The 13,396-nt window shown below is 67.0% G+C and carries 8 protein-coding genes; 6 read left to right on the forward strand and 2 right to left on the reverse strand.

The features are described from left to right. The first annotated feature begins 36 nt into the window (after positions 1–36). On the forward strand, positions 37–1,419 hold the full coding sequence (locus O3656_RS05135) for a Fic family protein (RefSeq protein WP_500062926.1): 1,383 nt from the start codon (positions 37–39) through the stop codon (positions 1,417–1,419). 162 nt (positions 1,420–1,581) lie between these two features. Here the strand turns inward: O3656_RS05135 and O3656_RS05140 are convergent, their stop codons facing one another. Continuing rightward, a complete protein-coding gene (locus tag O3656_RS05140; RefSeq protein WP_500062927.1) occupies positions 1,582–4,617 on the reverse strand; it encodes a flippase-like domain-containing protein in 3,036 nt (1,011 codons plus the stop codon). Between the two features lie 113 nt (positions 4,618–4,730). Here O3656_RS05140 and O3656_RS05145 point away from each other — a divergent pair, with 113 nt between their 5' ends. The 3 genes from O3656_RS05145 (at position 4,731) to pheA (ending at position 8,816) form a co-directional block, all read left to right on the forward strand. Then, positions 4,731–5,357, forward strand: coding sequence for a DedA family protein (locus O3656_RS05145; RefSeq protein WP_500062969.1), 627 nt, complete (start codon positions 4,731–4,733; stop codon positions 5,355–5,357). A 3-nt stretch (positions 5,358–5,360) separates the two neighbouring features. After that, complete coding sequence (locus O3656_RS05150) at positions 5,361–7,616, forward strand: DUF6541 family protein (RefSeq protein WP_500062928.1); 2,256 nt, start codon at positions 5,361–5,363, stop codon at positions 7,614–7,616. 192 nt (positions 7,617–7,808) lie between these two features. Continuing rightward, a complete protein-coding gene (gene pheA / locus O3656_RS05155; protein WP_034474867.1) occupies positions 7,809–8,816 on the forward strand; it encodes a prephenate dehydratase in 1,008 nt (335 codons plus the stop codon). 837 nt (positions 8,817–9,653) lie between these two features. On the opposite strand, the gene O3656_RS05160 is transcribed toward pheA, so the two are convergent. Then, positions 9,654–10,949 carry a diacylglycerol/lipid kinase family protein gene (locus O3656_RS05160; protein ID WP_500062929.1) on the reverse strand — a complete coding sequence of 432 codons (1,296 nt, stop codon included), beginning with the start codon at positions 10,947–10,949 and terminating at the stop codon, positions 9,654–9,656. Positions 10,950–11,203: 254 nt separating this feature from the next. On the opposite strand from O3656_RS05160, the gene serS reads away from it, so the two are divergent. Both serS and O3656_RS05170 read left to right on the forward strand, forming a co-directional pair. Then, a complete protein-coding gene (gene serS / locus O3656_RS05165) occupies positions 11,204–12,481 on the forward strand; it encodes a serine--tRNA ligase (RefSeq protein WP_500062930.1) in 1,278 nt (425 codons plus the stop codon). Next, on the forward strand, positions 12,478–13,395 hold the full coding sequence (locus O3656_RS05170) for an HAD-IIB family hydrolase (RefSeq protein WP_500062931.1): 918 nt from the start codon (positions 12,478–12,480) through the stop codon (positions 13,393–13,395). The genes serS and O3656_RS05170 overlap by 4 nt, the downstream gene beginning before the upstream one ends. Position 13,396 lies beyond the last annotated feature (1 nt).

Genomic DNA, 13,396 nt, shown 5'->3' on the forward strand with positions numbered 1-13,396 from the left:
TAGAAGTAATTTGAAATAAGCGTGAACGGAGCAGTCATGAAGAAGCCGACCCCTCCGCCCTGTCGCCTGGCTGAACTCTATGACCGTATTCTCAATAGCCTCAGGGATATGGATGAGGATCATCGTTCGTCTGTTATTCGCGCGCTAGCTGGTGGACTTGATGATCCGGAGTATCGGCCGTGGGAGTATTACTTCCGGGCCGAGCCGGTGCCCGAGGGGCTCACCCGCGAGGCCTGGTGGTGCGCGGTTCGCAGTGCTCGAGCGACCACTGCTAGACCGACGCCCTTCACGATGAAGGACGCAACACCCTTGACCTTTAATCTGCCCGATGTCCTTTTGAGCCTGAATGAGGATATTACCGCTCAGGCGCGAGGTCAGGTTGAGCTCCCCGGGGAGGTTGCAACGGAGGCTGCGCGAGACAGGTACCTCATCAACTCCCTGTACGAGGAGGCGATCACATCCTCCCAGATGGAGGGAGCCTCCACGTCGAGGCGCGATGCGAAAAAGATGCTCCGGGAGGGGAGGCGTCCGCAGACGCGGTCGGAGCGGATGATCCGAAACAATTTTCTCGCCCTCGAATTTGTGCGGGGGCGTCTCATGGATAAGCTCACTCCAGAGTTTATCTGTGAGGTTCATCGGATCGTGACTGAGGGGACGCTCGATGATCCGGGCGATGCTGGCCGCCTCCAGCGGGAGGGGGAGGGCAGGGTTCGCATCTACGGGACAGAAAATGAGGAGCAACCGCTCCATGTTCCGCCGTCCGCATCGGAGCTGCCCGAGCGCCTGGAGCATCTGTGTTCCTTCGTGAATGGCGAAGGTGAGTATGCGACGCAATATGTGCCGCCCCTCGTCAGGGCGCTCATTGTTCACTTCATGATGGGATACGACCACTACTTCGTTGATGGTAGCGGTCGCACGGCCCGCGTCATTGCGCAGTGGGTGATGCTGCGTGAGGGCTTCTTTCTGATGGACTTCGTTCCGGTGTCCCGACTGCTGCATAGAGCGCCCGCACAGTACGCTCGCTCATTCCTTGAAGTTGAGCAGGATGAGGGCGACCTTACCTACTTCCTGATCTGGCATGCGCGGATAATTCTGCGTGGAATCCGCGAGCTGCACGATTATCTGGCAAAGAAATCCAAGGAGCTGGATCAGGTGAAGCATCGCCTGCGTGCCACGACGCTCACAAACCGTCAGATCGGCGTCATCGAAGAAGCCTTGCGTGATCCCATGATGACAGTGACAGCGGCGGCGCATGCCAACAAATACAGGGTCACTCCTCAGACTGCGCACGCCGACCTGCGTGGACTCGAGGATGAGGGCTATTTGAGACGTGTTCGGCGCGGCCGGAGTTTCGAGTGGTATCCGGTGTCAGATCTTCAGCGTCGGGTTGACTGTGTCCTTGAAGGGGACGGTGACTGACAAGAAGGGAGGGGTTCGAGGGTTGCCGCGATGCGGTGGCAGTCGTCAGGGTGCGACTGTGGATATGTTCGTCGAGAAGGCATTGCTTCCATTTACTTCAAATTTAGCCTTAATTTGAAGTAAATGGATAGTGTGACGGATCCGCGCGCGTTAGTCCGCGCCCTAGATCATGTCCTTCTTTTCCATGTACTTCATCGCCAGCCAGCCCAGCGGGATGCGACCGTAGAAGGTGACGAGGCGGTAGAGCAGGGCCGTCGCGATGGCGACCGACGAGGAGATGCCCGCGACCGTCAGGCCCGAGGTCAGCGCCGTTTCGACGGTACCGATACCGCCCGGCGAGGGGATGAAGGAGCCGGCCGCGTTCGCCGTCAGGTAGGTGATCGACACCGTGGAGAAGTTCAGCGAACCGCCCATGGCGAGCAGCGCCGTCCAGAACGCGCCCACGTAGCCGATGTTCATCAGCAGGTTGCCGCCCACGACCGCTGCGAGGCGACGCGGCTGGCCGATGATCCACAGGAGGCGCGGGTAGACCTGCTGCCAGGTCGGCTGAATCTTCGACCAGATCCAGCGGCGCACCTTCGGCACCGCGACGATGACGCCGACCGCGACCATGACGACCGCGACGACACCCAGGATGGTGCCGTAGGGGACCGACACAGACAGCGACGATCCGGCGATCACCATGACGAGCAGCAGCAGGATGATCGTGATGAGCGCCTGCGAGATCTGCATGAGGGTCACGGTCGTCACCGCCATCGCCGTGGGTACGCGACGCTTGCGCAGGTAGCGCAGGTTGAGGGCCGCGGGTCCCACGCCGGCGGGCGCCACGATCGTAATGATCGAGGCCGCGACCTGGGCAATGAGGGTTTCCCGCAGGCTCAGCTTCTCAGGCGACAGGGCAACAAGCGGGACCGCGGAACCGACCCAGATGAGGCAGGCGAGCACGGCAGAAGCGAGCATCCACCATGGATTCGCGCTCTTGACCGTGGTCACGATGTCGCTGAAGTTCAGCGAACCCACGACGATGAACACGGCGATGAACGCCACCGCGATCGTGAAGATTGTGCGCGGGCGGAAGCGCTGCAGGTCAGCCGTCGGCGCGGTTTCCGCCTCGGAGTCGCCCACGAGGGCCGCGCGCAGCTCGCTGAGCAGGTCGGAACGGCGCAGGCGCTGGTTGATGGATGCGGGAAGAACGGGCTTCTGGATGACGGGGGCGCACGCGATCAGCGTCTCCTCCCCGACGCAGCGCCGTCCGGCCTCGAGCGCACGCTCGGGTCCCACGGCCAGTGCCGTGAGAACCAGCATCTGCGCGATGTCGATCGACTGATTCAGCTCGGTCGTTGCGACCTCGCCGGAATCCCAGTCGAGGAGCCACACGTCCGAGGACGAGTCGACGACCACGGCCTCGGGAGTGAGGGCGCGGTGCGAAATGCCGCGCGCGTGCGCGAAGTGCAGCTGCTCCCACGCGCGGTCCAAGACCTCGTCCGTCGCGGCCTCGCCGAGTTCCGTCAGCGGCGTCGTCGGGGGCAGGGCGGACATGACCAGAATGATCGAGTCCGAGGCCGAGGCGATCCCGATCGGCTCCTGCGTGAACACGCCCGCACGCAGCGCCTGCAGGGTCGTGAACGAGGAGCGCTCGGCCTGCGCCTTGAGCGAGGGGGACACCCACCGGCTGATTCCGCGCAGCCGCAGGTTATTCCACATTTCGAGGAGAGTGCCGGTCAGCTCCTGGCCGGGATCCATGGCGATGAGCTCGTAGGCGAGGCCCGTGTCGCTCCACGCCTGGTAGTGGCGGTAGTGATCCTGGCCCGGGTGGCGCGTGACCGTGACGCCCATGTCGCCCAGGTCGGCGGGCATCTGCGTCAGGCGGCCGCGCGAGTCTTCAGCGACGGCCCAGGTCGCCAGGGGTTCCTCGGTGGTGTCGAGGTCAGTGCGCACGATCCGCGAGGGTGTGATGCCGATGCCGAGGAGCGCCTCGACGAGTTTCGCGCCCTTGGCCCTCTGGTCGTCATAGCCCATGATCCACCGCGAGCCCGAGCCGAACGCGCGGCCCAGGAAGACGGAGATGAAGGCGACGGGCAGCGTCATGGAGGAGCGCAGCACGCCCAGGATGAGGATGATCCACAGGCCGGTCCAGCCCCACTTAATGGCCTTCATCGACTGGGCCTCACCCGCGGAGGTGAACAGGGCGCACAGGGTGACGATGACCAGGTTGATCGCAATCGCGATACCGGTTTGGGAACCCTGGGTGGCGAGCGCCCGGTCCACGCTCAGCGGCGCGGTCAGGTCGGAGGGCAGCAGGCCCGTCAGCAGGATGATGATCCAGCCGCCGACTGCGGCCACGAGGCTCGTGACCAGGACCTGGATGATCGCCTGGAGGCGTCTGCGCAGCGCGAGCGTGACGATCACGAGGATCGGCGTAGTCAAAATGATGAGGCCCTCGGTGATACTCACCGGCAGGATGAGGATCTTGCGGACCAGCTGGAAGCTGAGGACGTCCATGGTGACGCCGCGCGTGGTGGCGCTGGCGAGCGCGCCGATCGTCCAGATGAAGAAAATCGCGATGAGGGAGATGACGACGTCAACGGCGTCCTCGCGGCGGCGTCGCACGCTCGTGATGCGGTCGGCGATGTAGACGGGGCGGGGCAGGCGCATGCGACGCACGGGCAGGGTCGCGGCGATCTCGCCGGTGGCGGGGGAGGGGGTCTTCTCCGCCTCCTCGGATGCGCTCGCGGGGGCCGCCTCCTCGTCGCTGTGCGCGTCCTCGGTGCTGTCGGTGGCCACGGGCGTGGACGAGGCCGGGGCGGGCTCATCCGCATTGGTGGCGCTATCGGAATCGGTGGGAAGGCTTGGTGGAGGAGGCACCGCGACGCCGCTGTGGCCGACCGTCGACGAGGCCGGGGCACCCTGGTCGGCGTCCGCGTGGCTGGGAGGAATGCTGGGAGGAATGCTGGGGGGCATGGCGACCGGGGCGGTGGTCGCGTCGGGCACGACGACGGGCGCCATGACCTCCGTGCGGGCCTCCGATGCGGGCACCTCGGGGGGTGGCGGTGGCGCGGGCTGTGCCCCTGCCTCGTCGATCATTCCCATGAGGGCGTCGACCCCGTTCTCAGCGGAATCGTCAGATGATGATGGGACGAAGAGGAGGTTTGTGTCAGCGACCGGCGAGCCGTCGTGTGAATCCTTGCGCTTCCTCATGCCGCCTATCCTATATTCGTGGTCAACAAAGGTAGGGTTAGGGTGATACATTCCCGGCAGAAAAGGGCCCTATCGTGACCTGGTCGACACTCGTGACCGCATCAGATCCGTCGATGCTGCACACCGTTATCGAGTGGTTCAAAAATCCCGAGTCCCTGCTCGTCGCCATGGGGCCGTGGGTGCTGTGGGGCACGATGCTCATCGTCCTCATCGAGTCAGGTGTCCTGTTCCCGGTTCTGCCCGGCGAGTCCCTCCTGTTCACTGCGGGCCTGCTCCACGACCGCCTCGGCCTGCACCTGCCGACCCTGATCCTCCTCGTCGTCGTCGCCGCGTTCATCGGCGCGCAAATCGGCTACTTCCTGGGTGCCAAGTGGGGGCGGCGCTTCTTCAAGCCGGACGCCCGCATCCTCAAGACGGAGCACCTGGAGAAGGCGGAGCACTACTTCACGAACTACGGAGGCCGCTCGCTGGTCATCGGCCGTTTTATTCCCTTCGTGCGCACGTTCATCCCGATCGCCGCGGGCATGGCCCGCTACCCCTACCCGAAGTTCCTGGTCTTCAACACGCTCGGGTCTGTCATCTGGGGCGCGGGCTTCATCCTCGTGGGTGCGCTCCTGGGCAACGTTCCCTTCGTGCACGACAACCTGACGCTCATCCTCGGCGTCATCATCCTCGCGTCGGTCCTGCCCGTCATCATCGAGATGATCGGCAAGCGCCGCGCCGCATCCGAGGAGGAGTAATCCGTGCTGGCCTGGTGGATGCTGGTTCCGACCCTGCTGGCCATGATGGTCGCCCTGGTGCTGCCGGGCTTCATGTGGCTGCGGGCCGGGGGGCGCTCGTCGCTCGTTGCGATCGGTGCAGCACCCGCGTTCACGTTTGGCCTCGTCACGGCCCTGTCGGTGGCCTACCCGGCCCTCGACATCGAGTGGGAACCCTCCACCGCCTTGCCGGTCCTCGGCCTGAGCGCCATCGGCGGCGCGACCGCGTGGGCGCTGAGCTTCTTCCACCGCAGCAACGGCGGTTTCTCGCTGCGGGGAGTTCCCCTGCGCGAGGCCATCGGCGTGCGCGTGCCCATCGGCGGCGCGCAGGCGGCGGTCCGCTCGTCCACGTGGGGAGCGATCCTCGTTGGCTTCCTCGTGGCCGCGTGGCCTCTCCTCACGGGCGCAGACCCGGCTAACCCCGTCCAGCAGTGGGACCCGACGTTTCACCAGAACGGCGTGCACGCGATCCTGTACGGAAAGGATGCGAGCCCCTTCGGTGGCCTCCACGAGCTCTACGGCGGCCGCAGCGTCTACTACCCCACGGGCTGGCACGCGTTCGTCGCGCTTTTCGCGCGCTACGACTCGGTCGTCCAGACCGCCAACGTCTCCTCCCTGGCCCTCATGGCCGTGTGGGTGATCGGCCTGGCCGCCCTCGTCTCGGTGCTCACCGCGTCGCGCAGCGCCCTCCTCGCCGCGCCGGTCATCGGCGGCATGCTGCTCAACATGCCGGCCGACGCACTCACCATGTACAACCAGTGGCCCAACTCGACCGGCACCGCGCTGGTCCCGGGGCTCGCCGCCGCCGCGATCGTCGTCGGCCGGCGCTTGACCACGGATCTGCGAGCCGGAGACGGAGTGCGCGCGTTCATGCGCCGCATCCCGCAGGCCGTCTTCCTGCTGATCGGCACCCTCGGCCTCGTCGGCGCGCACCCGAGCGCCGCGTTCTCGATCCTCGCGTTGCTGATCGCGCCCCTCCTGGCCTCTCTCGCATCCTTCGCGCGCCGGGCCTACGAGCGCGATGGACGAGGCCAGCTCGCCGCCCTCGCGTGGGGTGCCCTCGCGCTCGGCATCGTCGCGGCACCCCTCCTCGCGCTGTCGTCGTCGAAGATCCAGGCGATGGGTGCCTACCGGCGCGACGGCAGCAACTGGGGCGAGGCCTTCGCCCACGCATTCCTGCCCTACCCGCCCTTCACGAGCACGCCGAGCAGCACCTACTGGACCCTCATTCAGCTGCTGCTCCTTGTTGCGGGCATCGCCGCGACCGCGCGCCTGCACGCGCTCTGGCGTCGGCCCGACCCCCTCGAGCGCGCCGCCGAACAGGCCGGACTCACGCAGGAAGCGGACGAGGACGAGGGGGCCCCGGCCTCGTCCGACGAGGAAGAGGCGCTGCCCCTGCCGTGCTGGCCGCTCGTCTCCTACCTGATCCTCGCGGGCCTGACCGGCCTCGCGTACGCGCCCAACTCGGCGCTGCGCACGTACCTGCTGGCCCCCTGGTACAAGGACGCCCGACGCATCATGGGCGTCGAAGACATCGCGTTGACGATCCTCATGGCGGTCGGCACCGCCGCGATCATCCACGCTCTGCACGCCGCGTGGACCAGATCCCTGCAGCGCATCCTCGCCGAACGCGGCGTCGACGACGAGATCGAAGCACCGCGCTGGCCGATCCAGGTGGGCGTCGGCCTCCTCATCCTCGTCCTATCCGGCTTCGGAGCGATCGACGCCCGCAATACCGCGGTCGCCTACGTGTACGACCCCGCGCACCTGGGCAAGCCCGGCATGGCCACCACCGGCGAACTCGCCATGGCGCGCCGCATGAAGTACACGACCGCGCCCAACGCTCTCATCCTCGGCGACCCGATCGCGGGTGCCGCCTACTCCGAGATGCTCGGCGGGCGCAAGGCCGTCTTCCCGCAGCTCAGCACAGTCAACGCGGACAGCGCCTCGCAGAAGGTCCTCACCCAGCACTTCCACGACATCGCGACCGACCCCGAGGTGTGCGAGGTCGTGCGCAAGCTCGGCATCACGCACTTCTACGAGGAAGAAGACGGCGCCTACTACAACTTCATGCGCTCCGCCCGTAACCCGGGTCTCTACGGCGTCGACACGTCCACCGGGTTCGAGCTCGTCGACGCGGGCGGCACCGCGAAACTGTGGAAGATCACCGCGTGCGGCGACATCACCCCCGGCGGCGGACGCGACGCCTTCGCGACCGGCGTCCCCGGGGGCGGTAGCTGAGGCCCGAACCGCTTGCCTGGGGGTGTGCGTGACCTGCCTCCCGGGGGCGTGCCTATTCCCGGGCGTGCCTATTCCCGGGCGTGCTCGCACGAGGTCCGCGCGCCCCTCGAATCCCGCGCGATTGGCCACAATGCGCCCCCGGCGCTGAAACGAGGGCGCACCGCGCGCGATGCTCTCGTTACCCTTGACACCATGACGACGAACATTCCCGGCCCCGCGCCCCTCGGTGACAAGCTTCGTATCGCCTTCCTCGGCCCCTTCGGCACCTTTACCGAACAGGCCGTCCACCAGGTCGCCCCCGCCGGAGCCGTCCTCATGCCCATGACGAGCGCCCCCCAGGCGCTCGCGGCGGTGCGCCGCGGCGAGGCCGACCGGGCCGTCGTCCCGATCGAAAACTCCATCGAGGGCGGTGTCAACGCGACGCTGGATTCCCTCTCGCACGGCGACCCCCTCGTCATCGTCGCCGAGATGCACGTGCACGTCGTCTTCCAGCTGGCCGTCCTGCCGGGCACGCGCCCCGAGGATATCCGCCGCATCGGCACTCACCCGCACGCGTGGGCGCAGTGCCGCGGATGGGTCGAAGAGACCTTCCCGGGCGCGATTCACGTGCCCGCGACGTCGACGGCTGCCGCCGCCGAGCTGCTCTCCGACGGCGACGCCTCCTTCGATGCTGCCCTGTGCAACGCGGTCTCCGTCAACACCTACGGCCTCGAGGCCCTGTTCACCGATGTTGCCGACAATCCGGGCGCGATCACCCGCTTCGTCCTGGTGGCCCGCCCCGGCGTGGTGCCCCCGCCGACCGGCGCGGATAAGACGACCATCCAGGTGGCCCTGCCCGTCAACGAGTCGGGTGCGCTGCTGACCCTCCTTGAGCAGTTCTCGGCGCGCGGCGTCGACCTGTCGCGCATTGAGTCGCGCCCGAGCGGGGACGGCCTCGGCAACTACACGTTCAGCATCGACATCGTCGGCCACATTCGCGAGGAGCGCGTCCAGGCGGCCCTCGTGGGCCTGCACCGCTATTCGCCGGAGGTGCGTTTCATGGGCTCCTACCCGCGCGTCGACGGCGTGCGCGCGGCGGTTACTCCGGGCACCACGGACGAGGCCTTCCGCGCGGGTCGCGCGTGGGTCGCGGATCTGCTGCACGGCGGGGATGGCACGGGCGAGGCTGTTGGCAGCGCGCCGTCGTGGCCGCTGGCCTGACGCGCGCCGCCGAGCTGATCCAATAGGTGTCGCCCCGGCAGGTCTGCAGCGCTGAGGGATAAGCCGGGTCACGGCATCCGCTGCTCCAACGAACTGTCAACCGAGCTGTATCGGGCAGGTCTGCACCAGTTAGGGAGCATTACACCAGTTAGGGGGTGTTACACCACCTCCGAGCTGGTGTAATACCCCGCTCAGTGGTGTAACGCCACTTAGAAACAAGGCAGATCGTGGAGATGTGCAGTGGGTTGGTGTTGGAGATGTGCGAGCCTTCGCCTCGAGGCTCCGCATCGAGGCGTAATGAGAAACCTGGTCGAGGTGCAATGAGAAATCTAGCGTCCCATCGTCGGGATTCAACCTGATCGGGAAGATTCAACCAGATCGGGTGTAACACCTCATCGGTCACAAGCGTCGTCGCGGAACTTGGTGCCGACAACGTCCCTGTTGGCGCAAAAGGGCGCAGACCCCGCAGCACTGCACTAGATGCAGCAGCAATGCACTGGTTACGGGGGTAATGCACTGCTTCCTATCTAGTGGAATGCCACGCCAAGTAGTGCAATGCTCCGCTAAGTAGTGCACTGCTACTTGGCAACAAGCTTGTGCGCGGCATGCGCTGCTCTAGCAAGCTAGATCGGGCAGGTCTGCACCAGTTAGGGAGCATTGCACCAGTTAGGGAGCATTGCACTACGTCCGAGCTGGTGTAACACCCCGCTCAGTGGTGTAACACCACTTAGAAACAAGCCCAGATGCGGGCAACCCTTTGGGTCACCGCAGATATGACTCGGATTGCCTCATCATTCACCAATGCCCGATACGTCGCGCGCCGCAGGAGGACGCCGATCAGCCGGGCAGCAGCTCCATCCACGTGCGCTCAGCGGGAACGGCGATGTCGAGGGCACCCGCCTGCATGCGAACGTGCATGGTGCGGGCGACGCCGATTGCGTCCCCGTCCACCTGGCACACCTGGGCTTCCTTGCTTGTCACTGATGCGCCCTTCGCTTGGCGGAAGGCGACCGTGCCCGTCGCGACGGGCAGGTTCACGGGGCGAAGCCCGATCAGCTGGCCGAGCATCTTCCATGTCACGTCCGCCCATCCGAGCAGACCAGCCTGCGCGTCGACGGCGATCACGTCGATGAGGCCGTCCGACAGATCCGCGTCGGACGCCAGGATGAGCATCTTCATCTCGCCGGCGTTGGCGAACATGACGGATCGCGCCTCGACCTCGGTGACCTCGTCCGCGACGTCCCCGGCCTCGTGGATGACGGAACCGGAGATCTGGTCGCCGATCCCGAGGGGGTCCGGCGCGGCTGCGGCGGGGGAACGCAGGGTCAGGCGGGCCTTCATGCGCGGGGCGCCCATCGCCCCCAGGCCCGCCCACACGTAGGCGATCCACCCGATGCGCTTCTTCAGCTCGGGATCCGTGTCGGCCATGGTCTCGCCGTCGTAGCCCATTCCCGCGACGACGAGGCACGCGTACTCGTCTGCGCGCGGCTCGTTCGACGAGGCCGGGGCCTCCTCGCTCTGACGGGTGTCCTCGGGGTGCTGCGCGGCGTGCGCGGCGAGGCGGAGGCCGCCCTCGGCGGGCTGATCGGACTGTTGCGTGGCGTCTTCGATGCGCACCCAGGCCAGGTCGACGGCGCGGTGGTTGCGGTCGAGTGCGACGGCGAGGGCCTGTGCGGGGTCTTCGGGGATGGACAGGTTGCCGGCTAGGACGTTGCCCGTGCCCACGGGGATGATGCCCATGCGTACGCCGGATCCGGCCATGCCGGCCGCGACGGCGCGGACGGTTCCGTCTCCGCCAGCGGCGATGACGACGGATGCACCCTCCTGAAGGGCGCGCACGGCCTGTCCGGTGCCCGGGTCCTCGCGGGTGGTTTCGCGCCAGTGCACGTGGTCGATGCCCAGTTCCTTGGCTTTGCGGTTGATGCGCTCCTTGAAGGCCTGGGGGTCCTGGTGCTTGGAGGGGTTCATGATGATCCAGGGGCGCGGCCGTCCTCGCGTCGGGTCGTCCACCGAGGCGGGGACCTCGAGGGCACGGCGGCGGCGATGCCGGCGGGTGAAGCAGGTTGCCAGACGCGCGACTCCGATCGTTCCGGCTACGGCGGAGGCCGCGAGTGCCCAGTATATTCCGTCCATGTGCACAAGCCTAGCCTGCGGTCGGCCTGTGGATGAGGTGTTCAGTGGCTTTTCGTTGTACTTCGTGTCATAAGCGTCTGCCTGGTGTAGGCTCGGCGTCATCTTATCCACACGGTTATGCACCAAAGGTGGATAACTTTCAGTCTTTTGAGAACTCTCGGAGTGTAGTTTGTGCATAACCCTGACCTGCTGTGTTGAATTCACACGCGGCCCGATATGGGACACGGGATGCCACCTGGCATAGGATGGGACGCATGATTGATGTGCGTGCCCTGCGTGAAAACCCCGAACCCGCCCGCGCCTCCCAGCGCGCCCGCGGAGCCAACCCCGGCCTCGTCGATGAAATCATCGAGGCCGACGCCGCCCGTCGCGAGGCCCTCCAGGCCTTCGAGACGCTGCGAGCCACCCAGAAAGAGGTCTCCAAGTCCGTGGGTCGCGCCTCCAAGGAGGAGCGCCCGGCGATCCTGGCGAAGGCGAAGGAGCTCGCCGAGCAGGTGAAGACCGCCGAGGCCGCCGCGAACGCCGCCGACGCCGAGGCCGACCGCCTCGCCCGCCTCCTGCCGAACCTCGTTCTCGACGGCGTGCCCGTCGGCGGTGAGGACGACTTCGTGGTCCTGCGCCACGAGGGCCCCGCCCCCCGCGACTTCGCGGCCGAGGGCTTCGAGCCCCAGGATCACCTCGCGCTCGGCGAGGGCCTGGACGCGATCGACACCAAGCGCGGCGCGAAGGTCTCCGGCGCCCGCTTCTACTACCTCAAGGGCATCGGCGCCCGCCTCGAGCTGGCCATCATGACGATGGCGATGGATCAGGCGCTGGCCAACGGCTTCGTGCCGATGATGACCCCGACGCTGGTCACCCCGCAGATCATGGGCGGCACCGGCTTCCTCAACGAGCACTCCGACGAGATCTACTACCTGCCCGCCGACGACCTGTACCTGACGGGCACGTCCGAGGTGGCCCTCGCCGGCTACCACGCCGACGAGATCCTCGACCTGTCGGGCGGCCCCAAGCGCTACATGGGCTGGTCCACCTGCTACCGCCGCGAGGCCGGCTCCGCGGGCAAGGACACGCGCGGCATCATCCGCGTCCACCAGTTCAACAAGGCTGAGATGTTCAGCTACTGCCGCCCCGAGGACGCCGCCGAGGAGCACCAGCGCTTCCTCGCGTGGGAAGAGGAGATGCTGGCCAAGGTCGAGCTGCCCTACCGCGTCATCGACACGGCCGCCGGCGACCTGGGCACCTCGGCCGCCCGCAAGTTCGACTGCGAGGCCTGGCTGCCCACCCAGGAGCGCTACATGGAGGTCACCTCGACCTCGAACTGTACGACGTTCCAGGCGCGCCGCCTCGGCATTCGTGAGCGCCGCGAGGACGGCATGGCCGCAGTCGCCACGCTCAACGGCACGCTGGCCACGACCCGCTGGATCGTCGCCTTCCTGGAAAACCATCAGCAGGCGGACGGCTCGATCTACGTGCCCGAGGCCCTGCGCCCCTACCTGGGTGGACTCGAGGTCCTGACCCCCGTCGCTCGATGAGCCAAGAGCGCTTCCTGACGGTCCCCTCCACCGGGGAAGCTGCTCGCCCCTTCGAGGTTCTCCTCGACGAGGCCTCGGCCGCCCTGCCCGCCGACTTTCCGACGTCGGCGGGCCAGGTCTTGGTCGCGCTCGACATCGACGGCACGATCCTGACCCCCGCGGGGGCGACGCCGCGTGTGCTCGAGGGGATCCACGGCCTCGCCGCCGCAGGCGCCCACGTGCTCATCGCGTCGGGGCGTGCGCTCGAGGGCGTGATCCCGGTCCTGGGGGCCCTCGACTTCACGGACGGCTGGGCGCTGTGTAATAACGGTGCGACGCTCGTGCACGTGAGCGGCGGGCAGTGCGAGATTGTCGAGGAGCGCACCTTCGTTCCGGGGGCGTGCCTGGAGGAGATCGCCTCGGCAGTGCCCGGCGCTGTGTTCGCGTCGATGCCGCACCCCAACATCCTGCTCTCCGCACCCTTCCCGAACGACGAGATCGAGGGCAGCGATCACCGCATCGTGTCGATGGAGGAGCTCGCCTCCACGCCGACCCCGAAGATCGTCGTGCGCGCCGCCGACATGGACCGCGAGGAGTTCGACCGGATCCTGTCCTCCCTGGAGGTGTCGCGCACGCACGAGGTGTTCGTCGGCTGGACGTCCTGGGCGGACATTGAGCCGCTCGGCGTGACCAAGGCGACCGGGCTGGAGTCGCTGCGGGCGCGCCTGGGCGTTCCCGCGGCCGGGACCGTCGCTGTCGGGGATGGCACCAACGACATCGCGATGATCGAATGGGCGGCGTTCGGCGTCGCCATGGGCGGTGCCTCCGACGAGGTGCGCGCCCACGCCAATCACGTGACGGCCGCCGTCGAAAACGACGGTGCGGCCGCCGTCATGCACGCGATCATGCGCCGCTGCGGGGTCGCTGGCCGCTGAG

This window comes from Pauljensenia sp. 27098_8_83, assembly GCF_041432695.1.
GTDB lineage: Bacteria > Actinomycetota > Actinomycetes > Actinomycetales > Actinomycetaceae > Pauljensenia.